The organism is Streptomyces sp. MP131-18 (assembly GCF_001984575.1).
Taxonomy (GTDB): Bacteria; Actinomycetota; Actinomycetes; order Streptomycetales; family Streptomycetaceae; genus Streptomyces; species Streptomyces johnsoniae.
Genome location: NZ_LZNS01000001.1, coordinates 5,617,682 through 5,639,734 on the forward strand (window position 1 = coordinate 5,617,682; position 22,053 = coordinate 5,639,734).

Annotated in this window: 18 protein-coding genes and 2 pseudogenes; 9 read left to right on the forward strand and 11 right to left on the reverse strand. The window is 69.6% G+C overall.

Annotation, left to right across the window (positions count from 1 at the left end; genetic code table 11):
* Window positions 1-494: 494 nt before the first annotated feature.
* Window positions 495-1,460, reverse strand: coding sequence for an NAD(P)-dependent alcohol dehydrogenase (locus STBA_RS25345; RefSeq protein WP_077061434.1), 966 nt, complete (start codon window positions 1,458-1,460; stop codon window positions 495-497).
* 108 nt (window positions 1,461-1,568) lie between these two features.
* Between STBA_RS25345 and STBA_RS25350 the strand changes: the two genes are divergently transcribed.
* Window positions 1,569-2,249, forward strand: a complete 681-nt coding sequence (locus STBA_RS25350) for a TetR/AcrR family transcriptional regulator (protein WP_077061435.1) — start codon at window positions 1,569-1,571, stop codon at window positions 2,247-2,249.
* A gap of 490 nt (window positions 2,250-2,739) precedes the next feature.
* On the opposite strand, the gene STBA_RS25355 is transcribed toward STBA_RS25350, so the two are convergent.
* A complete protein-coding gene (locus STBA_RS25355) occupies window positions 2,740-3,888 on the reverse strand; it encodes an arabinogalactan endo-1,4-beta-galactosidase (RefSeq protein WP_253194984.1) in 1,149 nt (382 codons plus the stop codon).
* A gap of 46 nt (window positions 3,889-3,934) precedes the next feature.
* A complete protein-coding gene (locus STBA_RS25360; RefSeq protein WP_253194985.1) occupies window positions 3,935-5,347 on the reverse strand; it encodes a beta-galactosidase in 1,413 nt (470 codons plus the stop codon).
* A 286-nt stretch (window positions 5,348-5,633) separates the two neighbouring features.
* Between STBA_RS25360 and STBA_RS25365 the strand changes: the two genes are divergently transcribed.
* Window positions 5,634-6,791: an extracellular solute-binding protein gene (locus STBA_RS25365; RefSeq protein ID WP_366510879.1), complete on the forward strand. Its 1,158-nt coding sequence runs from the start codon at window positions 5,634-5,636 to the stop codon at window positions 6,789-6,791.
* A gap of 91 nt (window positions 6,792-6,882) precedes the next feature.
* Here the strand turns inward: STBA_RS25365 and STBA_RS25370 are convergent, their stop codons facing one another.
* The 3 genes and pseudogenes from STBA_RS25370 to STBA_RS36765 all read right to left on the reverse strand — a co-directional run.
* Complete coding sequence (locus STBA_RS25370) at window positions 6,883-7,299, reverse strand: leucine zipper domain-containing protein (protein WP_253194987.1); 417 nt, start codon at window positions 7,297-7,299, stop codon at window positions 6,883-6,885.
* A gap of 23 nt (window positions 7,300-7,322) precedes the next feature.
* Window positions 7,323-9,014, reverse strand: a complete 1,692-nt coding sequence (locus STBA_RS25375) for an ABC transporter substrate-binding protein (RefSeq protein WP_077061437.1) — start codon at window positions 9,012-9,014, stop codon at window positions 7,323-7,325.
* A gap of 176 nt (window positions 9,015-9,190) precedes the next feature.
* A pseudogene (locus tag STBA_RS36765) lies at window positions 9,191-9,960 on the reverse strand (IS5 family transposase); the annotation flags it as partial.
* A gap of 21 nt (window positions 9,961-9,981) precedes the next feature.
* On the opposite strand from STBA_RS36765, the pseudogene STBA_RS35975 reads away from it, so the two are divergent.
* Window positions 9,982-10,778 (forward strand): annotated as a pseudogene (locus STBA_RS35975) (IS5 family transposase).
* A 6-nt stretch (window positions 10,779-10,784) separates the two neighbouring features.
* Here the strand turns inward: STBA_RS35975 and STBA_RS25400 are convergent.
* On the reverse strand, window positions 10,785-11,624 hold the full coding sequence (locus STBA_RS25400; protein ID WP_079252158.1) for an enoyl-CoA hydratase/isomerase family protein: 840 nt from the start codon (window positions 11,622-11,624) through the stop codon (window positions 10,785-10,787).
* 95 nt (window positions 11,625-11,719) lie between these two features.
* Between STBA_RS25400 and STBA_RS25405 the strand changes: the two genes are divergently transcribed.
* The gene (locus STBA_RS25405; RefSeq protein WP_079252159.1) at window positions 11,720-12,079 is read left to right on the forward strand and encodes a helix-turn-helix domain-containing protein; all 360 of its coding nucleotides are present in this window, start codon (window positions 11,720-11,722) and stop codon (window positions 12,077-12,079) included.
* 209 nt (window positions 12,080-12,288) lie between these two features.
* Here STBA_RS25405 and STBA_RS25410 read toward each other — a convergent pair whose 3' ends face one another.
* On the reverse strand, window positions 12,289-13,035 hold the full coding sequence (locus tag STBA_RS25410; protein WP_077061441.1) for a phosphotransferase: 747 nt from the start codon (window positions 13,033-13,035) through the stop codon (window positions 12,289-12,291).
* A gap of 152 nt (window positions 13,036-13,187) precedes the next feature.
* The gene (locus tag STBA_RS25415) at window positions 13,188-13,892 is read right to left on the reverse strand and encodes a cytidylate kinase family protein (RefSeq protein ID WP_077061442.1); all 705 of its coding nucleotides are present in this window, start codon (window positions 13,890-13,892) and stop codon (window positions 13,188-13,190) included.
* 201 nt (window positions 13,893-14,093) lie between these two features.
* Between STBA_RS25415 and STBA_RS25420 the strand changes: the two genes are divergently transcribed.
* The 3 genes from STBA_RS25420 (at window position 14,094) to STBA_RS25430 (ending at window position 15,770) form a co-directional block, all read left to right on the forward strand.
* Window positions 14,094-14,408 (forward strand): hypothetical protein, encoded by a 315-nt coding sequence (locus STBA_RS25420; protein WP_143659572.1) that lies wholly within the window; start codon window positions 14,094-14,096, stop codon window positions 14,406-14,408.
* Window positions 14,374-14,685 carry a hypothetical protein gene (locus tag STBA_RS38405; RefSeq protein WP_216355969.1) on the forward strand — a complete coding sequence of 104 codons (312 nt, stop codon included), beginning with the start codon at window positions 14,374-14,376 and terminating at the stop codon, window positions 14,683-14,685. The genes STBA_RS25420 and STBA_RS38405 overlap by 35 nt, the downstream gene beginning before the upstream one ends.
* Before the next feature lie 425 nt (window positions 14,686-15,110).
* Entirely contained in the window at window positions 15,111-15,770 is a 660-nt protein-coding gene (locus STBA_RS25430; RefSeq protein ID WP_077061444.1) for a hydrolase, read from the forward strand.
* Between the two features lie 159 nt (window positions 15,771-15,929).
* Here STBA_RS25430 and STBA_RS25435 read toward each other — a convergent pair whose 3' ends face one another.
* Both STBA_RS25435 and STBA_RS25440 read right to left on the reverse strand, forming a co-directional pair.
* On the reverse strand, window positions 15,930-16,520 hold the full coding sequence (locus STBA_RS25435) for a hypothetical protein (protein ID WP_077061445.1): 591 nt from the start codon (window positions 16,518-16,520) through the stop codon (window positions 15,930-15,932).
* Between the two features lie 43 nt (window positions 16,521-16,563).
* Window positions 16,564-17,883, reverse strand: coding sequence for a hypothetical protein (locus STBA_RS25440; protein ID WP_143659573.1), 1,320 nt, complete (start codon window positions 17,881-17,883; stop codon window positions 16,564-16,566).
* Between the two features lie 1,024 nt (window positions 17,884-18,907).
* Here STBA_RS25440 and STBA_RS38005 point away from each other — a divergent pair.
* Window positions 18,908-19,372, forward strand: coding sequence for a hypothetical protein (locus STBA_RS38005; RefSeq protein ID WP_077061447.1), 465 nt, complete (start codon window positions 18,908-18,910; stop codon window positions 19,370-19,372).
* Window positions 19,359-22,022, forward strand: a complete 2,664-nt coding sequence (locus STBA_RS25450; RefSeq protein WP_171987788.1) for a caspase family protein — start codon at window positions 19,359-19,361, stop codon at window positions 22,020-22,022. The genes STBA_RS38005 and STBA_RS25450 overlap by 14 nt, the downstream gene beginning before the upstream one ends.
* Window positions 22,023-22,053: the final 31 nt, after the last annotated feature.

A 22,053-nucleotide genomic window follows, 5' to 3' on the forward strand; every position in this document is an offset into this window, starting at 1 on the left:
GCGCAATCCCGAGCGGGGCACCGGCTTGTCGGCGCACCAGCTGATCACCTGAGTTCCGCCGCGGGGTCCTCGACCTCGTCGACCTCGTCGAGTCCTGCCGATCCGTCGGCGAGGTCGCCAAGCTCCTGGCAGACCACGACGCCGCGGCTACGGTCGCCACGAGGCCGTGCCAGGTGCCTGAGCACAGACGCCGTCGAACAGCGGAGCCGTGGCCCAGGGGCTGTTGCGAAAGCAGGATGGGGGGCGTGGTGATCTGACGAATGGACAGTGGGCCGGCTTGAGCCGTTGTTGCCGCGGGGCATCAAGCCGGGCCGTCCGCCGGTGTGGACGCGACGGCAGCTGATAAACGGCATCCGTCGAGTGCGAGATCAACCGCCTCAAGCGCCACCGGGCCGTGGCCACGAGATACGACAAGCTCGCCGTCCCGCTACGAGGCGACCGTGTTGGTCGCAGTCCTCAACGAGTGGCTGTGACCAGCACCTTCCCAACAAACCCTAGTCGACCCTGACCACGTACTTGCCCCGCACCCCGCCCGCCTCCAGCGCCCGGTGTGCCGCCGCTGTCTCGTCCAGCGGGAAGACCGTGTCCACCGCCGGCCGCAGCTTCCCCTCCGTCACCTGGCGGGCGAGGTCGTCGAAGAGCGCACGTTCGGGGTTGCCGCTGAAGAAGCGCACCCGGCCGCGTCCGTGGACGGCGCTGGCCGCGATGTAGCCCAGCGAGGCGGCGGGCCGCGTCAGGTCGAAGGCGATGGTGACCATGCGTCCGCCGGGCTTCAGCATCCGCCGTACGGTACGCAGGTCGGTGCCCGCCGTGTCGAGGACCACGTCGAACAGTCCCAGTTCCGCAGGGGACACGGCCCGGTGGTCGACGGCGTGGTGGGCACCGAGCGTACGGACGAAGTCGAGGTTGGCAGCGCGGGCCAGGGCCGTGACCTCGGCGCCGTATGCCTGTCCGAGCTGGACGGCGGCGTTGCCGACGCCGCCTGCCGCGCCCCGTACGAGCAGCCGTTCGCCGGGGCGCAGTGCGGCCTTGTCGCGGAGGGCCGTGACGGCCGTGGTGGCCACCGGCAGCGCGGCGGCGGCCACGAGGTCCAGTCCGTCCGGGACCCGGCCGAGCCGCTCGGGCCGTACCGTCACGTACTCGGCAGCGCTGCCGAATCCGGAGCTGCGGCCCAGGACGCCCCACACCTGGTCGCCGACAGCTACGTCGGTCGCGCCGGTGCCGAGTGCGGCGATCTCGCCAGTGAAGTCCAGCCCGATGCGCTGCGGGAACCTTCGGCCGGTGAGGAGGCGGACCCGACCGGAACGGGCCGCCAGTTCGCCGCCGTTCACGCTGAACGCGCGCACGCGCACGAGGACCTCGCCGGGTGCCGGTGCGGGACGTGGCACCCGGCCCACGTACAGCACCTCGGGGCCGCCGAAGCGGTCGAACAGTACGGCTTTCATCGTGCGGTCGTCCATCGTTGCGTTCTCACCTTCGCCACCAGTGGCCGTGCGGGGGATCGTGGCGCTGAGCGTAGGCTGGCAACCGGACGAGATCGTCCACTTGACCGGAGGTGAGAGACAACGGTGGGGGAATCCTCTCGGATCGCGGGGCAGGACAGTCTGCGGGCGGACGCCCGGCGCAACCGGCGGCGCATCCTCTCGGCTGCCCGCGTGGTCTTCGCCGAGCACGGCATCGACGCGCCCATGGCGACCGTGGCCCGACGGGCGGGGGTCGGCGTGGCGACGCTGTACCGGCGTTTCCCGACGCGGGACGCCCTGGTGCGGGCCGCGTTCGCGCACCAGATGGACATCTGTGCTCGGACGCTCACCGAGGCGCTGGCCGACCCCGATCCGTGGCAGGGCTTCCAGCGGCTGGTCGAGACGGTCTGCGAACTACAACGGGCAGAACGGGGCTTCCCGGCCGCGTTCGTCGCGGCCTTTCCGGACAGCACGCGAGAACACGCGCGGGTACGGGAGCAGACCGAGCGGGACTTCATGACCCTGGTCCGCAGGGCTCAGGCGGCGGGCGCGCTGCGGGCCGACTTCCACCCCTCCGACTTTGCCGTGGCCCTGCTGTCCCACTGCGGTCTGGTCACCGCACTGCCGGGTGACCGTGCGGCATCCCGGCGTCTGGTGGCGTACTTGCTCCAGTCGTTCCGCGCCGAGGCGGCCCACGGAGCGCTGCCAGCGCCGAGCGCACTGTCGCTGCGCAGTCTTCCGCTCGCGGCCCACGGCTCCCAGGGACAGCGGCCCTCCAGCGCCTGATACGAAGCGGCGCCTGCCGCCCTTCGGGCGACCGCGCCACTTTCGCGGCAGGCCCTAGGCCCTGTCCGGCCGATCTTGCCGGGCCCGCGACGCCAGCTACGGCACCTCGCTGCGTTACCGAATCGCGCGAATACGGACAGGTATGAGCTGCGATCCGGCGCCTTGCGATGCACCGCATCTGACGCCGCGGGCTTATCCGACAAGATCGACAGGACAGGACCTAGGCGTCGAAGGTGTCCCGGCGCCGCTGGGCGGCCGATTAGAGCCAGCTGCACATGCTCGATCGAGTCATGTCAGCTGTACTTGATACGTCCGTGCAAGACAGCCGGCCGTCGGCCAGGTCCCAGCTTTCGAAATGCGCGCCGGGGTGCGGGGCTCTGCCCCTGCACCCCGGCGCGTTCTGCTGGACGGGGTTCAGTCCACGCGGCAGGATCGGGCAGCGCCGATCAACGCGGCCGGGACCAGCGGAGTCGCGCCGCAACCGGCCCGTTCAGGTCGGCCAGATCATGCCGGGGAGGGCGCGGTCGTCGTAGTCGAACCAAGCCTGGTTCTCCCAGCCATTGCCGGAGGACGGGTCGGTCTCGTCCCAGCCGTTGCCTTCGACTGCGGTCCAGGCGGGCTCCCAGTAGACGACGCCCAGGCCCCGGCCGTCGGGCACGGCGGCGACAACCGAGCAGATGTCCCGCATCCAGGCGGCCTGGCCCTCGGGCGTAGCGGGGTAGCCGGGGACCAGCCGCGACTCATCACCGACGATCTGGCCAGCGGCGTCCTTGCTGTCCAGCCGGAAGGGGTACGCCGCCTCGGCTACGACGACGTCTTTGTCGTACCGGCCGGAGATGTCGTTCAGGTTGGCCTGGAGCTCGTCGAGCGTGCCGTGCCACCAGGGGTAGAACGAGGCTGCGATGACGTCGAACGGCACTCCTTGGTCCACGGCGTTGTCGAACCACTCGCGGTAGAGCCCGTTGTCGCCGCCGTTCGCGAGGTGCAGGGCGATCCGGGTGTCGGGCGAGGCGGCCCGCGCCGCCTCCGCGCCCGCCCTGAGCAGGCCGCCGAGCCCGCCCCAGTTGTCGGTAGAGCCGTCCGGCCACACCATCCCGTTGTGGATCTCATTGCCGATCTGTGCCATGGCGGCCGGGGTGCCCTGGTCGGCGAGGCCGCCGAGGATGTCGGTGGTGTGGTCGGCCAGCGCCTGCTCCAGCGCGTCGCCGGTCAGGCCCTCCCAGGCGGCGGGCTTGTACTGCTTGCCGGGGTCGGCCCAGGTGTCGGAGTAGTGGAAGTCCACCAGCAGGCTCATGCCCTGGTCGGCGACGCGGCGGCCCATGGCGAGGATCTGCTCACGGCCGTGGTACCCGTCGGCCGAGTCGACCCAGACCTTCAGGCGAACCCAGTTGGTGCCCGCCTCGCCCAGGATGGTCAGCGGGTCGCCTTCGGTCCCGTCAGCGTAGCGCCAGACCGCGCCGAGGTCCTCGGCCTTGAGGACGGAGGAGAGGTCCGCCCCCCGAATGGACAGGGCCTGCCGGGGCCGGGCCGCTCCGGCTGCTTGCGCGGCGTTGGCGGGCTTGGCGGTGAGCCCGCCGAACAGGACGGGTGTGGCCAGGGCCGCAGGGCCCAGACGGAGGATGGTGCGTCGTTGCATCATGGTCGTCCTTCCATGAGTGACGGTGGGGGACACGCGGGAAGTCAGGTCAGTCGTCCAGGCGCACCTCCCGTACCGCGCCGGCGGGCACGGCGAAGGGGCCGTCGGCGCGTTCGGCGGTGGGCAGTTCGGTGCCCTGGCGGATGAGCGGGACCTGCGCCCCGGCCCCGGCCCCGGCATCGGCGTCGGCGTCGGGCGGCGAAAAGTTCACGGTGAGATGGCGGTCGAAGAGGCCGGCGTGGTACCCCTCGGCGCACTCGTGCGCGTCCAGGTCCTGGCTGTCGGCGGCGGTGCGGGCGTCCAACACCGGTGCGAGCGCTCGTACGTGGGCGCCGAGTTCGACGACCTCCTGCCAGATACGGCTGTCGGTTCCCGCATGCGGCAGCATCGCGGAGCGAAACTCCTCCGCGCCGAAGCGGGGGGCGCGCCACTGGAAGAACATCGCGCCCCCCGAGTCCGGCGCGACGTGGGCGGCCAGACCGTTGCGCGCCATCTCGCCCGGCGTCTTGGCGAAGTTGCGCGGCTGCCAGTTGACGCCGCTGACGGCATGCTCCAGCAGCAGCCGGAGGCGACCGCCGCCGGCGGAGCGGGCGAGGTCGGCCGCCTTGGGCAGGCCGATATGGTTGCGGTCGTCCTCGGCCACCGCGTAGTGCTCATGGGTGACGGCGTCCACCTCCCGGCCCCGGCACCAGTGGCCGATGGAGTCGCACTGGGTCGGCGAAACCATGAAGTTGGTGGTCACAGGGGTGCCGGATGACAGCTCGCGCAGCAGCTCGCGCTCACGGCGGCCGTTGGCCAGAGTGCTGTCGCCGGCGAAGCGGGCGAAGTCCAGGCGCTGGGAAGAGGCGCAGACGGTGGGGGTGGCACGCGGTGGCTGGATCTCCTTCCAGTCGCCGTACGCCTCCCCCCAAAACACGAGGGTCCAGGGGCCGTTGACCGCCTTCCGGGTGGTGTAGCCCTCGGCGAGCCAGCGCCGGAAGTGGGCGGCGAAGGTCTCGCAGCAGCACTCCGGCACCTGCACCCCGTACTCGTTGTTGCGGAGCCACTTTGCCACCGCAGGGGCGCTGCCGTACCGCTCGCCGAGCGCTGTCGTGATACGAACCGCCGCCTCCCGGCAGGCGGGTGAGCTGTGCCAGATCGCGCCGCGCCAGCCGAACTCCCAGCACACGCCCTCACGGTTGACCGGCAGCACCTCGGGGCGGCCACGGGAGAACCAGGCCGGCGGCACCACGGTCAGGGTGCCAAGGGCGATGCGGATGCCGTTCGCCTGCACCGACTCGATCACCCGGTCCAGCCAGCCGAAGTCGAAGGAACCCTCGCGCGACTCCAGCCATGCCCAGGAGAAGTTCCCGGCGCTGACCAGGTTCACGTCGACCTCCCGCATCAAGGCGACGTCCTCGCGCCACACCTCCTCCGGCCACTGCTCGGGGGTGGAATCATCGCCGCACGCGAGTAGCCCCACGAACATCTCTCCGGGCCGGCCCACCCAAGAGATCTGTGAACGCTCACAGCATTTCCCGGATTGCATAGCCCAACACAAGCGCACAGTCACACTCATTGACAAGACTCAGGTCCATCTCCGTACTGGGAGCGTTCACAGACCAGGCCTTGGCGGAGAGGAACAACCATGAACTCCCTCAGCATCGCGGTAAGCGCCACGGCCGCGCTCGCCGTCGCCGTCGCCGCCACCGCCTGCGGCGCTCACCTACTGGGGCTGGGCGCTGCCAGGATTCGAGCAGGCAGCCGAGGTGTGGAACGAGAGCCACCCGGACATCCAGGTCACGGTGAAGGAGCCGGCCAGCGGCGACGACGTTGTCACCCGGACCATCAACGCTGCCCAGGGGGCCGAGGCCCCCGACCTGATGCAGGCGGAGTACCAGGCGTTGCCCACCCTGGTGAGCAACGACGTGCTCGCCGACATATCCGAGTACGTCTCAGGAGTCGGGGGCGAGTTCAACTCCGGCGCCTGGCAGCAGGTCACCCTCGGCACCGACGGTGTCTACGCGATGCCGCAGGACTCGGGCCCGATGATGCTCCTCTACCGCGAGGACCTCTTCGACGACTTGGGCCTGACCGTCCCCACCACCTGGGAGCAGCTCGCCGACACCGCCCGTGAGGTGCGTGACGTCGCCGCCGACACATATCTGACGACCTTCTCAGCCAACGACGCCGGGCTCTTCGCCGGGCTCGCCCAGCGGGCCGGGGCCCAGTGGTGGACCGCCGAGGGCGAGATGTGGCGCGTGGCCGTCGACGACGAGGCGACGAGGCGGGTCGTCGACTTCTGGGGCGGGCTGGTCGCCGAGGGCGTGATCGACAACAAGCCGATGTATACCCCCGCCTGGAACCGAGCCCTCGACACAGGCGAGCAGATCGCCTGGGTGAGCGCGGTGTGGGCCCCGAACGTACTGGCCTCCTCCGCCGCCGGCACCGCCGGCACCGCCGACACCGCCGGCAAGCGGGCCGCGGCGCCGCTGCCGCAGTGGGAGTGGGGCACGAACGTCACGGGCAGCTGGGGCGGCTCGACCACGGCGGTCACAAACGACTCCGAGCACCCAGAGGAGGCCGCCGAGTTCGACACCTGGCTGAACACCGCTCCCGAGGCGCTGGAAGTGCTGGCGGAGAGCGGGATCCACCCGGCCGCGACCGCCGCCCGGACCGGCGGCGTTTTCGCCGAACCACCGGCGTTCCTGAGCAACCAGCCTGACTTCTACGAGCAGGTCACCACTGTTGCCGAGGGCATGCAGACCGCTGCTTGGGGCCCGAATGTCAATGTCGCCTACAGCGCCTTCAATGACGCCTTCAGCCAGGCGGCCAGGGAACGCTCGGACTTCGGAGCCGCGCTGAGCGAGATGCAGCGAGCCGCCGTCGACGACATGCGCGACCACGGCTTCCAGGTCGTCGAGTAGGACTGAGCAGGCGTCCACCACCGTTGCCAGGCGGCCGCAGTCGGGCCACAGGAGGGGGAGGCAGGGGCCCGGCGGCGTGCCCCGTACCTCCTCAGCGCTGCGAGGTCGGCTGGCGGCCCATGTCCAGGCGGTGGACGATGCGCCAGACGCCGGACTTGCTGATGGTGACGTCGTGGTACCGCCTGAGGCACATGGAGAGCTTCTCGGGGCCGAAGCGGTAGTGCTGCCGCAGGCGGATGATCTCTCCCACGTCCTCGACGTGGGCCGCGTTCGGGGAGGTCCTGGGTGCCTTTGACCGACTGCGCGGGCCTTCGACATCCTCGGCCTGGTAGCCGGGGCACCAGGTGTAGTACGCCTGCCGACTGATCCCGAAGCCGCGGCAGGACATCGGGACGTTCCCGGCGACCTCCTCGACGTGGCGCATCACGGTCAAGCGCCGCTTGACGATCCGGCACGTCACCGCGTGAGCGCGGGCGGCGGTCGCCGCGAGGGCCACCGCCACCCGCACATGGAAATCTTTCTATCGAGAAGTCACTCCCCGCCGGTCGGGCGGATGTTCTTGAACACCTGGGCGCTGTCCGGGCTCTGCCAGAGAGCCGGGAACGCGTACAGGTCGTCTTCGGTCGGCCAGCCGGTGAAACTTTCCGTGTTCCAGATACTCACGGTGCTGTTCAGCAGGACGGGGATGTAGGGCATGTCCTGTTCGATCGCGGTCTGGATGGTGTCGAAGTGAGGCTCCCGCGCCGCCGCGTCGTCCGGGTTGATGAGGCGGAGCTCATCGATCGCCGCGTCCACATCCGGGTTGCTGTACCGGCCCCAGTTGATGTTCGCCGTCTCGCCGACCGGGACGGCGTTCGTCCCGGAAAAGAAGTTGGCGTACTGCCAGTAGGGGTCGGCCGTAGGGCCGGGTGTGAGCGAGTCGATGATCAGCTGGTAGTCGCCGCGGCCACGGGCGTCGGACCACTCGTTCCAGGAGGACTGCTGGGGCGTCAGGGCAATGCCGGCCTCCTGCAACTGCTCCGATATGGTGTTGACGGTCGTGATGTAGTCCGTCCAGCCGGAGACGACCCGGACACCCAGCTCCAGCTGCTCGCCGTCCTTGGCGTAGATGCCGTCACCGTCGCGTTCCCAGCCGGCGTCCTCCAGGATCTGCGTGGCGCGCGCAACATCCGGCTCCATCGGGGCCGTTCCGTTTTCCAGGCCATCGGAGACGTAGTCGCGGTCGGGCAGGCCGAAGCCGGGCGATATCGGGGCGGCGACACCCTGGTAGGCGAGCTGGTTCAGCTGGTCGCGGTTCATCGCGTAGTAGATCGCCTGCCGCACGGCCGGATCGGTCTGGGGACCCTCGCACCCGAGTTCCACGCTGGAGCAGGCACCGAGCACGATCTGGTATGTGTTCGCGATGGTGGCCGAGTAGCCCGGGTACGCCTGCTCGACGTTGTTGAGGTTGGGTACCGGGCTGCTCAGCCAGTCGACTTGGCCGGCGGACAGCGAGTCGGCGCCCGCCTGGTTCCCGGAGAGGGCCAACGAACGGATCGTCCGCACCGCGGGTTCGCCGTCCCAGTAGTCCGGGTTCGCGGTCATGGTGAATGCCTGGGCCTTGAACTCGCCAAGGGTGTACGGGCCCGTGCCGACCGGCTCGGTCATGGTGTCGGTCGAAGGGTCCTCAATGCCGGACCAGATGTGCTCGGGCACGATCCAGATCTTGCCCAGCAGGTTGGCGGCATCCATGAAGGCCGGCTCCTCGAAGGCGACCGTGACGTGGGTCGGGTCGACGATCGTGGTCTCACCGTCGAAGCCGATGCTGTTGATGGCCGGATTCTCCCGCAGCATGTCGAAAGTGAACTTCACGTCGTCCGCCGTGAAGTCCTCACCGTCCGTCCAGGTCACCCCTTCGCGCAGGGTGATCGACAGCTCGGTCCCGTCCTCGTTCCAGGTGTACTCGGTGCCCAGCAGCGGGGCCGGGTCCTCCTGACGTGCGGTATTCAGGAAGAACAGCGATTCGTAGATGGTGCCCGCACCTTCGAGCTTCGTCGGCGAGTACGGGTTGAAGTTCGCTTGGAGGTCACCGGCACCGCTGAATATGACCAGGGTGTCGGAGCCGCCTCCGCCTCCGTCGCCATCGCTGTCACCCGAGCCACCGCAACCGGTTGCCAGCAGGCCGCACACCGCGAATCCCACCGTGGCTGTGCGGACGCGCCGCCATTGAACGTCCAGACGCATGAACGCTTCCTTCCGTGGGGCACCCCTCCCCGGGGGCTTGGGCGAGGTCGCCCGGCGCCGGGATTCTTGGACCTTGCGGAAGCGCGGTCAATGCCGAGGAAAAACTACCGTCACACCGTTACCGCAATGCAACTAATCCGCACAGCTTCACACAGGGCGACTTGGACCGCGTCCTCTGTGGTGAGTCGGTGGAGGCGTTTGTAGCAGGTGAGGGCGGCGGCGAGGCCGAGAAAGGCCAGGTAGTCGCGGGGATCGTGTTCGCAGCGGGGTGAGAGACGGCGGTAGCCGGACAGCCAGGACAGGGGCCGCTCGATCACCCACCGGTGACGGCCCAGCCGCTGGCCGGACTCGGCTCCCTTGCGGGCGATCCGGCACGCGATGCGCTTGCCTCTCATCCGTCTGCGCAGGTCCGGCTGGTCGTATGCCTTGTCGGCATGGACCTTCCCGGGGCGGTGGTGCCGGCCGCGGCCGGGGTCGTGTCTCGATCGGGGACCGGCGAGCAGGGGCTTCAGGCCCCCGGCTGTCGTGGACGTTGCCACCTGAGCCGGCGACCACGACAGGCAGCCCGCCCGCATCGGACAGGATTGCGCATCCTGGAACCGGGTTTACCCCGGTCCACCGGGCTCGGACCTATGTGTTCGCCCCCCTTCTCTCGCCCTGACGTGGGCCGTGTCGAGGATGACGCGGGACAGGTCCACGAAGCCGCGGGCGGCGAGTTCGTCGAGCACAACCCGGTGCAGCCGGCTCCACACACCGGCCCGGGACCAGATCAGGATCTGCGATGGGCGGTCGACTCCGATATCCCGAAGCACGGCGGCAGGTGCCGCCAGGCACACCCGCTGACCAGGACATAGACGATGGCCGCGAACACCGCCTCATCAGGCGTGTTCCGCGTCCCGCCGCCCTGCGGACGCACCCGCGACGGCGGCAGCACGTCCCGTGCGATCTCCCACCGGCCCCCGAAGGCGTGGGAGTTGAGGACGAGTTGTGGGTGGTGGTCGAGCCGCTGTTGCCCCGGGTCGAGCGTCGGGCCCGTCATCCGGGACGCAGGCGGCATCCGGACCGGCTGGTGTTCCAGGGCATCCTGTTTGTGCTGCACACCGGGATCGCCTGGGAACACCTGCCGCAGGAACTCGGCTTCGGCTCGGGCATGACCTGCTGGCGCCGCCTGGCCGAGTGGACCGAGGCCGGCGTGCGGCCCCGGCTCCACGAAGTCCTCCTTGCCAAGCTCCGCGGCGCGAACGCCCTGGACTTCTCCCGTGCTGCGGTCGACGGCTCCCACATCCGGGCGTTAAAGGGGCTCCAAGACCGGACGAAGCCCCGTTGACCGGGGCAGGACGGGCAGCAAGCACCACCTGATTACGGACGCCACGGGCATCCCGCTCGCGGCCACCTTGACCGGCGGCAACCGCAACGACGTCACGCAACTCGTCCCACTCCTCCAGGCCGTGCCGCCAGTACGTGGCAAGCGCGGCCGGCCCCGGCGCCGCCCCGACGCAGTGCTGGCCGACCGCGGATACGACCACGGCAAGTACCGCCGCCTGGTCCGGGATCTCGGTGTGAAGCCGCTGATCGCCCGCCGTGGCACCGAGCACGGCTCCGGTCTTGGCACCCAACGCTGGGTCGTGGAGCGCGCGTTCGCCCACCTGCACTGGCTCCGTCGCCGGCGGATCCGTTGGGAGATACGTGACGACATCCACGAAGCCTTGCTCGCCCCTGGGATGCGCACTCATCTGCTGGCGGCGCCTGAAGGCATCCCGGTAGGAATTTTCAGGTGATGTCGTCGACAAGAGCCTCAAGGTGGCGCTCTCCGTCGCGGGTGTGTGCGCCGGCGGCCAGTGCAGCCTTGGCAAGACGGGCTGCAGCGGGCTCACTGAAGAGTCCGCTGAGATGCTCGTTGGCCTTCCGCAGGCCGTGAGAGGTCGACTCGACCGCGGTGTCGACCGCTTCGGTCGCGGCGCGGGCGACGCCGGGCGGCAGAGCGGCGATGTGGGCGGCGAGGGTGCCGACGACGTGGTCGAGCTCGGTGTCCGGCACGGCCCGGTTCACCCATCCGATTCGTTCCGCGGTCGCGGCATCGATCAGCTGCCCGCCGAGGATGATCTCCAGGGCGCGTGCACGACCCACGAGACCGGGCAGGTATGCAGTGCCTCCCGCGCCCGGGATGATTCCCAGCCGGCACTCCATCTGGGCCATTCCGGCGCGTTCGAGCGATGCGAACCGCATGTCCATCGCGGACAGCAGTTCCGCACCGCCGCCGCGTGCCAGTCCACGCAGCTTCGCGATGGTGATCTGCGGCAGCGACCGGATGCGTTCGTGGAGCCGCATCATCGGGTTGAGGGACTGGTCTTGTTCGGGCGCGACGGGGAGGGCAACGAATCCCGCGGGGTCGTCGGCGGTCGTCATGTCGCCGTGCGCGACGAAGAAGTCCGGATCCGCGCTGTCAAAAACGATCACCCGGATGTCGAGGTCGCCGGACATGGCGTCCGCGAATCGGTCCAGGTCTGTCATCAGGGCGGCGTCGAGCAGGTTGATGGGAGGGTTGTCGATCACGACGTGTGCCACGCCGCTGCTGAGAGAGACCTTGAGGGTCGGGTATGCGTCAGTCATGATTCCCGTCTTCGCGTCCGACTACTAGGTATCTGAGGTATACCTAGTAGTACGGATACACTTCAACGAAATCAGGTATCGCGAGGGAGACCGACGTGCCCGAAGTGGAGCTCAACGGCGACGGCCGGAATCTACTCGACCAACTCTTCGACAAGTGGTCCTTGCTGGTACTGGCCGCATTGTGCGACCGCCCCCGGCGCTTCAACGAACTCCGGCAACACATGCCCACTGTCACCCCGAAGTCACTGACCGCATGCCTGCGGCGACTGGAGCGCAACGGCATGGTCGAGCGAGCGGTCGTGTCCACGGAACCGGTGGCGATCGAATACCGCATCACCCCACTGGGCCGGACCCTTCGGTCCCCCGTGCACGCCATGCTGGAATGGGCCGTCGATCACCTCGACGCGGTCGAAACCGCCCGCTGTCACTACGACGAGCGACGTGTGGACAAGTGACATCCGGCAGGTCTCGCACAGGACGACACCGTTCACCTCAACGGCCACCCAGCCGATCCGGGCCAGTGCCCAGGGCCCATCCACGAACCTGCTCGCCCGGCCCTCACCACACCGTCGCGACACTCTCGGTGAACTGCTGCTCGACAGCCGCTATCGCCTGAGGATATTTCGCGTCAGAAGGCACTCGAAGCAGTCGGGCTCGCGCAGCCTCACATCCGGGATCTCAGCACGTCGACCTCACAGCCCGGTGCGAACGCGTCGAAGCCATGCTCGACCAGCCAGCGAACCCCCAGCAGGCTTCGCAACGACCACCACGCGTGGATCACGTCGAGGTCGACGTCGGCGCCATAACCGGCGATGACGTCGCCCAGGTGTTCCTGGTGTCCGAGCGTGAAGGTGGCGAGGTCGAACAGGGCATCACCCCGGCCCGCTTCGGACCAGTCGATGATGCCGGTGACCTCGTCGCCATCGACGAAGACATGCTCGATTTGCAGGTCGCCGTGCGCGAACACCGGAGTCCACGGCCGGATCGCGGCCTCGGCGACCTGGCGGTTGCGGGTGACGAGGTCGGCGGGCAGGATGCCGTTCGTCACGAGCAACTCGCACTCGCCGTCGAGTTCCGCCGCCAACTCCTCGGGGTTCCGTCGGCGCCGGCCGGGCCAGGGTGGCAACGGCGCCTCGTGCAACTCCCGGATGGCGGCACCCGCCGCAGCCCACGCCGCCGGGGACGCGGTCGACGGCTCACCGAGGCGCCCCAGCGCCGTCCCAGGGAGTGCGGCGATCGCAAGCACAGGCGGCTTGCGCCACAGGACCTCCGGGGTCGGGACCGGCGCCAGGACCATCGCCTCGACCTCGACGTCGATGTGCGCCTGATCGGCGTCCACCTTCAGGAATACGTCGCCGACGCGCAGAGTCGCGCGTTCGGAATGAGCGACGACGACTTTGACTTCATCCATGGGCGACCAGTATCCCGGGGGTGATCGCCCACGTCGCCGGGTTTATCGCGCGCGATTGCACGGCTGACCGCGTCCGGCTCCCCAGCGGCCTCATGCACGACACCGACCGCTTACCAGGTCAAGTCCACCCTTTTTGTCAGGAGCCCTGAATGTCACCTCCTGCGTATCGATGAGTGTGGCCGGATTTCCCAGGTCGGCCGCTGGAGTTGATCGTTGTGCACGATGATGTCGGCGTGGTCGGCCGGGCGGACCGTGGCGAAGTAGAGCTGTTGGGAGGGGATGTAGCGGTTGCGCCAGGACCGTTCGATTTCGGCGGCATCGGGGGTGAGTCCGGTCGGCGCTGTGCCTCGTTCCCTGGCGCGGTCTACCGTCTGCTCGAATGGGACGGACACGAAAATGCGCAGGTCCCAGCGGTCGATGAGTTCTGGGCGCAGGAGGAAGACGCCGTCGAAGAGCAGTAGGGCATCCGCGGGGGCGGTCGTGGCCGGCGGTGAGGATGGGGTGTCGGTGTCTTTGTCGTAGACCGCGTGCTGGAACCTTCGGTCTCCGCCTGGGCCCAGCGGATCGAGCAGGACCCGGCACAGCGCGGCGTGGTTGTGGGCGTCGAAGTAGCAGCCTTCGGCCGAGTACTGGCCGCGTCGGTAGCGCTGTGCACGGGGGAAGAGGAAGTCGTCGATGGTCGCGCGGATGACGTCGCGGTCCTGAGCGCGCAGGACGACGGCGAGCTCGTCGGCCAGCGTGGTCTTGCCGGCGGCGGGCGGCCCGTCGATGGCGACCCGCAGCGGGTGCGTGGTCGTGACGGACCTGATCGCCTGGGCCAGCCGACTGATGAGTTCGCCGCGGGTGCCTTGGTCCATTGCTGCCTCCCTCACGGTGTCTCTGTTGTAGCACCGCATGTCGGGCCGTGGCCGTCGGTTCGCGTTCGACGAGGACGGCTCGTTCGGAACGGGCTCCGGCGGGGGCGAGGCGGCGAGGTGGGGTGCGTTCACGGTCCGGTACCGCTGCTGGGCGGATTCGACGAGCTTGCAGGCCATCGCCAGGGTGCGGCGCGCGAGCCGGTGCCGCTGCGGTTCGGCGCCGCCGACTCCGGCCGCGACGGGCACACGGTGACCTGGAACGCCGCGCGCGGAGCGGCGCCCGTGGTGACCGGTGCCGACCCGGTCACCGGCTGGGAACTGGACGACCTCGCGACGGGCGTCTACAGGGCGGACGTCGGCACCGGTTTCGACACCCGTCAGCTCTACGTCGACGGTGTCCTGGCCCAGCGCGCGCGGATGAGCCTGAACCCGTCGGACATCACGCTCAACGAGGATGGCTTCACCCTCGACAACCCGGACGATGCTGTCGTTCACCAACCGCTTTGCGCCCGTTGAGAGCATCTCCGGCACGACGGTCGTCATCCAGCAGCCGTCCTGGGACAACAACACCTACAGGTACGACACGATCCAGTCATCGTTCCGGGAGCCGACGTTCTGGCTGCTGAACTCCAGGAGTTTCCTCGAACGACTCGGCCGTTATCGGCTCGGCGACGACGTCGCGGTTCAGCCCGAGGACGGCGGCGCTGTATCCGCCGCGCAGTACGCCCTCGGGTTCGTCGACCTGATCGAGAAGGGCGACCACCGCAGGGCACAGGTCAACCTCGGCCACTGAGCCTTTCCTGGCGAGGTAGTGGTCGCCTGCTGTGGTTGGCGCTCTGGACCGGTCGCCTGGACGTACAACTGCCCGTGCGACACGAAAAGTCCGGAGCCCCTGGCAGAAGTCGGTCCTGCCAAGATCAGGCTCCGGCACCAAAGGTTTCGCGTGTCCGGTGTCCCGGACGATCCGATCACCTTCACCTTCACCATGTGGCTCTAGGTCCGTGAAGCGCATCCTCCGTCCGCCCGGCAGGTGCCCGAGAAGTCGCCCCCCTGGCAGCTAGTTGACGGGTCAACGACCTGCGCCTAATCTGGATGATGCATCAACCAAACGGTGCGGGGGCGCCAGGTGGTCAGCCCGCATGTGGGCTCGCTGCGGGCATTGAGCCTTCGGCGTACCGCCTGACGCCCCCGGACGCGAAGCCTCAGAAGGGGAATCCCATGAGCACCGAGAACAAGGCCGGACTCAACGCGCTGCTGACGCCCGAGGAGAGCGTTCTCGTACTGATCGACCACCAGCCGTTCCAGTTCGCCAACCTGAACAGCCACGAACCGACGATGGTTGTCAACAACGTCACCGGACTCGCCAAGGCCGCCAAGGTGTTCGACGTCCCGACGATTCTCACGACCGTTCTGGAGGAACGCGGCGGCCTTCTCATCCAGGGTGTGCAGGACGTGTTCCCGGAGCAGAAGCCGATCAACAGGACCCTCATCAACACCTGGGAGGACGAGCGCGTCGTGGATGCCGTCAAGGCGACCGGACGCAAGAAGCTGATCATCGCCGGTCTCTGGACGGAGGTCTGTGTGGCGATGCCGGCCATACAGGCGGCGGGCGAGGGCTTCGAGGTCTTCGCCGTCACCGACGCCTCGGGCAGTGGCTCGAAGGAGGCGCACGACATGGCCGTGCGGCGCATGGTCCGGGCGGGCGTGGTTCCGATCACCTGGGTGGCCGTGATGAGCGAGTGGCAGCGCGACTGGGCCCGCGAAAAGACCATTCAGGGCGTTACCGAGGTCATGTTGCAGCACACCGGTGCCACCGGTGTGGCGTTCGCCTGGGAGACGCAGCTCCTCGCCGGGGGACGTGCCGGAGACGGCGTCTGACGTGACTGCCGCGCCGGCTCCCATCCGTGTCGGGTACTGCCTGTCGGTGGCCGGTTCCCTCGCGGACAACAGCCGGTCGGCCCGTCTCGCCCATGAAATTCGGCGCGAGGACATCAACAGCCGAGTCGGATTGCTCGGCCGCCCTGTCGAGTTCGTCCGCTACGAGGGTACGTCCCACACCCGGATCGAGTTGTCCGACGTGCTGTGGGTGGCCAGGCGGGTGCCGTCCTCGTTGAACGCCATGAGGTCGATGCCCTCTTCCGGGGCGTGGCCCGTCAGCGGCTCGCCCACGGGATCGCCGCTCTCGGCGTCCCGGAACCGCACGGTGCCGTCGTCATGACCGGTCGCGATGACGCGGCTGTCGGGGCTGAAGGCCAGGCTACCCACGTAGGCGGGCTTTGTGCCCCGGCAGGTGTCGTCGATGTCGATGATCTCCGCCGCCGACTGGACATCCAGCGGGCGTAGACCGCAGTCTGCCAACCCGGTGTGCAGTTCGATGCCCAGAAGGGCGATCAGCGCGCGGTCCGGGCTGAGCACGATGGACACGACGTCCTGCTCGGCGCACAGCTTCGCGTCGAGGGCGGGCGAGGTGGGGACGCGTTCGCCGTCGCCCGCGTCGACGACGTACAACCGATCCATGGCGCAGTCCGTGGCGAGTACCAGCGGATCGTCGCCGGTCAGCGGGAACAGCGGGGGCTCCGCGGGAGCCGGGGTCTCGCCCCGGGGCTCCCAGGGGTAGTCGTGCAGCAAGGCGCCGGTGCGCAGGCCGAAGAGGTAGGTGTACCGCTCGCCCTCAGAGACGGCCGTCAGGAACTCGGCGGGCAGGCCGCTTTCGGGGTCGACGAACTCGGCGCGCGGCGGCGGATTCGTCGTCGCCCGGCCGGTGGCCGCGTCCCACTGGTGCAGATGCCGCCCGTCTGGAGAACTCTGTGACGATGGTGGCCGTCGAGTCGTCGTCGGGGTACGCCAGCAGCGACGGGAGCAGCACCGCGAGCGCCATGACGGCTGCCCCGATCGCCAGGCGCGCGGAGCCGCGCACGCGCCGGGGTGAGCGTAGGGCGGACGCGCCGGACGGGGGTGCGGCGCATGAGGGCCGCTCCACCAGGGCCTCCTGCAACCTGACGTGCCTGAACCGGGGGTTGGGCGTGGCGTACCAGATGAGCATGGTGAATACGGCGAAACACCCGCCGATCATGGCGCAGTCGGCGATCAGGTCGCTGCCGTCCGCTCCGGAGAGCTCCAGAACGATCGCCGTCACCATGGTGAAGAGCGCGCCGAACGCCAGGCCGATGCTCGGTGCCGCCCAGGCGGACAGCAGCCGTCCGCTCATCTGCCACCAGGCGAGGTCGCGTTCGCCGTGCCGGTGGCGGTACAGGGCGAGGAACGACAGCCGCCGCCTGGCCCGTGCTGCCTCCTCGCCAGGCTCGCCGACGGGTGGGGCCCACGGGAACGCGCCCGGCGCGTAGGCGGCGTCGATGAACCGCTCGGTCAGGTAGTCCTCGACGGCGTGCCGGTTGCCGAAGCGCTCCTCGTCGATCAGCTCGGCGGGCCGCCCCGGCAGCCGTTCGTACCCGGTGCGCGCCATGGAGATCATCAGCGGCGTGGACAGCGCGGCGGCCAGTGGTCCGTCCGGCGCGGCGCGCAGCCGTGCGTACACCGGGGTCCAGTCGGTGTCCTCCGGCCAGGAAATGTCTCCCAAGTACCGAATCGCGTCCTCGGCGGCGACGGGCGCGATCTCCACAACGGGGGCGCGGCGCAGCACCGGCGACCCGGCCTTGATCACGTCCTCGTACTCGGCGGCCCGGCAGGTCACGACGATGGGGCGCTCCTGGCCGAGCGCGTGGTTCAGCGCGCGCACGGCGCTGCGGCGGGCAGATTCGGGGATCTCGTCGAGCCCGTCGAGGATCGGCAGCAGCAGGCCGTGCCGGAGCAGCGTGCGAGGGGTGTCATCGCGGCCGGCATAGGAGGACTCGGCGAGCCGGCGCACCAGCCAGTCATCGAGGGATTCGGTGATCGGGTCCCAGGAGGGCGCCGACAGCAGCACCGGCACCGGGCCGCCGGGCCTGGGGTGCGCCTCGTCCAGCAGGCCCAGGGTGAGCAGCAGCGCCAACACGGGTTTCCCGCGCCCGGTTCGCCGAGGACCACCAGGCGTCCGCTGGCTGACTGCCGGTACCCGGCAGCGAGTCCGCCGACGGCCTCGTCGAACCGCCCGTCCAGACGCCCGTCGAGTCGCAGTCGTACCACTCTGCCCCCGACCGGCGACCCGGCAGCGGCCTCGGGGGTCCTCGCCGACCTCGCGCCGCGTGGCGGCCCAAGTCAGCGGCAGCACGCGGGGATCGCGCACTCGGCGGGACTCCGCCTCCGCGAGCCACTGCGCCACCAGCGTCCGCGCCAGGTCGTCCGCGACCTCAGGGAACGCTGGCGGCTTGCGCGCCGTCCACGGCGCAGCGGCACGTGACCGAGCGTTACCCAGGCTGATCCGGGACGTTCTCGGGCGAGGGCGGCATCTGTAGTTGCCCGATCACGAAGTCCCGGCTCCCGCTTTGGCCACCGAACGTCGAATCGAGCACCGCTCCGCTCGCGGAACCACTCGAACAGTCACCCACGTGGCATCCGGAGTGCGCGGCGGTTCGACGACTTCCACATCGCCCGTTCCCACTCCGAACTGGTCGCCCGCCTCTACGCCCTGGCGATCGGGGAGGACTTATCCACACGAGGTGGCCGCTTCCCGTTCGTGCGACTGGCCCCGATGGGGCTGATGGCCGCGCGGCGTCGGCTGCGGCCCGGCCGGCTGCTCGTGGCGGCCGGCTGCGGCGCGGGCGGCATCGGACTGTGGCCGGCCCGCGCCCCGGCCGTCCGTCTGGTCGGCTTCGACACGCGGCAGACCGCGACTGCAAATGAGACGAGCTGTCAGGCACCCCTGCCCCATGCACAACCCGCTGACCTCCTGCCTCCCCGCGAACCCCGCAGGTGAGACAGCACAATCCTGCTGGAGTACCAGCGTCGCTTGCCGGCGCGGCGGGGGCATTCCGCACTTGGCGAACGCGCTCAAGGCCAGTACGGTCGCGGATGGTTCACACCGATAACTCAGTGCGGCCAGACTCCGGTGAGGTCGCTCGTCGGGACAAGGTGGGGGTATGCGGATACGGGTCGGAGACGACGGATCGGCCGGAGAGAACGGAAGCGGCGACGGCGTCGCGGAGTTGACCGGGCGCTTCGCCGACTGGCTTGCCAGGGACCGGAGCGTGGGCAGGCATGTGACGATGACCCGCGAACGGTCGGCCACCGCGGACGGGGGGATGTCCGGAGACCTCCTGGAGTGGATCGGCCTGTCCCTGAGCACGGGCTTCTCGGCCGCCAGCCTGATCTACTCCCACCTGAACTTCCGCGCCTCACTCCCGCCCCGTCAGCGGCCCGGTGCGCGGATGGTGGTCGAGCACAACGGCGTCCGGCTCGTGATCGAGGAAGGCAGCGCGGAGGATGCTGCGCGGCTCGTTCGCCTCCTGGGCACCACGACTGCCACCCCCGGCGGCGGCGCCACCGGCCGCGCGGGGTCGACGGACGGGGAGAACACGGGCGAGGGCGCCGGTGGCGATTCCTGATCCGCGCAAGAGCCGGGCAGTGGTGGTCGGGATCGGCGACTACGCGCACGACGACCTCGCCACCATGCCGGCGGCGGCGACCGGTGCGAGCCACCTGGCTCGTCTCCTGCGTGACCTGTCGGTCTGGGGGCTCCCGCAGGACCACGTGACGGTCCTGGGCGCCGAGACCTCGGGCGTACGGATTCTGACAGCGGTCAAGGACGCCGCGGTGGCCACGGAAGAAACGCTGCTGGTGTACTTCGCCGGGCACGGGCTGCGCGACCTCGGCGGGCACCTGTACCTCGCCCTGGCGGACGCCGATCCTGACTACCCGCAGCTCGGCACCCTGCCGTACCTGCAACTCCGCGACCTGATGCGCCAGAGCGGTCACCGCGCCAGGCACCGCGTGACCGTGCTGGACTGCTGCTACAGCGGCATCGCCGGCGGAATGTCCCCCACCACGGCTCCCAGCCGTGACGAGCTGGCCCACGCGCTGGACGAACGCGCCCACGCGAACGGCGCGGACGAGGGGGAGCATGGGCAGGGCGAGGACAGCCACGGAGACAGCTACGGGGACTGCGTCCTGACCTCGGCGCCGGCCGAGAGCCGCTCTTTCGTGCGCCCCGGTGCGGCGTTTCCCGAGTTCACGGGTGAACTGATCACCACGTTGGAGGCGGGCATCACCGGAGCCGGGCCGCTGATCAGCCTGGAGAGAACCTGGCTGCGCGTTCGTGATCGCATGCGGAGCCGCAACAGCCCAGAACCACAGCACTTCGCACAGAACAACGCCACACGCCACATCCACTTCCACAACCGCGCCACCGACGAACAGCGCGCCTCCGATCCGGGTCCTGGCACGTCCGCCGCGCACCTCGCGGCTCTGGCCGCTGCCGAACGCGCCGCCCGCGAGATCCCGGACGTTTTCGGCAGGATGCGGCTGCTGGCCGAGATCGCGGGCGCGACGGCCACGGTCGACCCCGACCGGGCCAGGCACTTCGCCGACGAGGTCATACGGGCCGGTCGCGAAACCACCGACCCCACCCAACGCGCGCTCCTCATGGCCAAGGCCGCCACCAGCCTGGTCGCCCTCGACCCGCCACGCGCGCGACACCTCGTGGACGAGGCCGAGTCCACCATCAAGGGCCTGGCGGAACTCCCCACGAGGGCGTCAGGTCTGGCGAACCTGGCCGATGCGTTGGCTGCCACCGACCGTGACCGGGCGACCTGGCTCGTGGAGGAGGCGGAGGAGGTCATCCACAGCCTCCCCAACTCCCGCGACAAGGAGGACCTTCTCGATCGGCTGTCCTATTGCGGGGTGCTGGACGACACGCCGGAATGGCGTCAGCGCCTCGTGGAGCAGGCCGAGAACCTCCGCGACGCCGACCGCTACAGCGACGCGTTCGACAAAGCCTCGCGCCGCTCGTCACGGGACGCACTGCGGGCCGACGAAGCCAGGGCCACCGCCGACCAGCAGAAGCGAGTGGAGAAGCTGGTGGGAATCGCGAAGGACCTGGTCGAGCGCAAACACCACCACCAGGCGTTGGAACTGCTGGAGGAAGCCGCGCAGACCATCCCGCAGGTCAGCCACCGGACGAGGGAGATGGCGCTTTACGATCTCACGAGCGCGCTGCCCCATGGTGTCGGCTGGGCGGCGAGGACCAGCCCTGACCGTGTCATCGCCCTGTTGGCACGGGTACGACGCGTCGTCGACGACCTCGACGAGGACGATCGGGCCGACCGGCTGGAGGATCTCGCGAAGGCCCTGAACGATGTCGCGTGGCACCTGGCCGACACGGACCCCCGGCGAGCGGTCGAGCTCATCCGCCAAGCGCAGGGCATCACTTCCCGCCTCGCCGACCTATCGCAACGCGCCCTCGGAGGGACCGTCGCGCGGGCGCTGGTCCAAGTGGGCAAGGGCCTGGCCCCGGTCGACGCCGAGCAAGCGGTGGAACTCGCCCACGAGGCGTGGGGCATCGCCAGCTCACAGAGCGACGGCTTGCAGAAGAAGTGGGCGTCGCGCGACGCCGTGGAGGTGCTGTCGCAGGCCGGTGGTCACCTGGCCGGGGCCGGCCCGGATCGGGCCGAGGCACTCATCCGGGAGGCCGAATCGCTCGCCCACGGCCTTCCCGAGCCGGAGAGGACGCGGGGTCTGCGCGCTGTCGCGGAGGCGCTCGCCAAGGCCGGGGAAGCGGTCGCGGGCACGCATCCCGACCGAGTGGACGCCTTCGTCCGGGAGTCCGAACGCATGGCCCTCGGACTTCCGGGCACAGAGGCGAAATGGCCCCGGTCCGCCATCGTCAAAGCACTGGCCACCGCCGGAAAAGTCGTGGCCGAGAGGGACCCTGACCGGGCGGCGCGGTACGCCCGCGAAGCCGAACGCATCGTCCGCACGTTGCCGGACGAGAAGAAGTACGAGTACCGCGACCTGTCGTGGATCATGGACCTCCAAGTCGAGATCGTCACCCGCCGACCGGCGCACGCGGACAGAGCCAGACGAACCGCGGAACGCTTCACCGACGACACGCGCAGAGCGCACGCCCTGTACAGGCTGGTGAAGGCGCTCGCCCCCGCCGACACCGAGCGTGCCGAGCCCCTTGCCCAGACCATCACGGACCCTGTCTGGAGGGCGCTCGCCCTGGTCGAGATCTTGCGGGCCCGCACCGCGGGCTGACCACCCGGCACGTGCCGGGCGACGTTCACAC

Bases quoted from the DNA above. Each gene is read 5' to 3' on its own strand.
- STBA_RS25415 (WP_077061442.1), bottom strand. From the start codon at position 13,892: ATGGACCAAGGCACCCGCGGCGAACTCATCAGTCGGCTGGCCCAGGCG.
- STBA_RS25355 (WP_253194984.1), bottom strand. From the start codon at position 3,888: ATGATGCAACGACGCACCATCCTCCGTCTGGGCCCTGCGGCCCTGGCC.
- STBA_RS38405 (WP_216355969.1), top strand. From the start codon at position 14,374: ATGCTGTCGTTCACCAACCGCTTTGCGCCCGTTGAGAGCATCTCCGGC.
- STBA_RS25400 (WP_079252158.1), bottom strand. From the start codon at position 11,624: ATGACTGACGCATACCCGACCCTCAAGGTCTCTCTCAGCAGCGGCGTG.
- STBA_RS38005 (WP_077061447.1), top strand. From the start codon at position 18,908: ATGCGGATACGGGTCGGAGACGACGGATCGGCCGGAGAGAACGGAAGC.
- STBA_RS25375 (WP_077061437.1), bottom strand. From the start codon at position 9,014: ATGCGTCTGGACGTTCAATGGCGGCGCGTCCGCACAGCCACGGTGGGA.
- STBA_RS25345 (WP_077061434.1), bottom strand. From the start codon at position 1,460: ATGGACGACCGCACGATGAAAGCCGTACTGTTCGACCGCTTCGGCGGC.
- STBA_RS25430 (WP_077061444.1), top strand. From the start codon at position 15,111: ATGAGCACCGAGAACAAGGCCGGACTCAACGCGCTGCTGACGCCCGAG.
- STBA_RS25410 (WP_077061441.1), bottom strand. From the start codon at position 13,035: ATGGATGAAGTCAAAGTCGTCGTCGCTCATTCCGAACGCGCGACTCTG.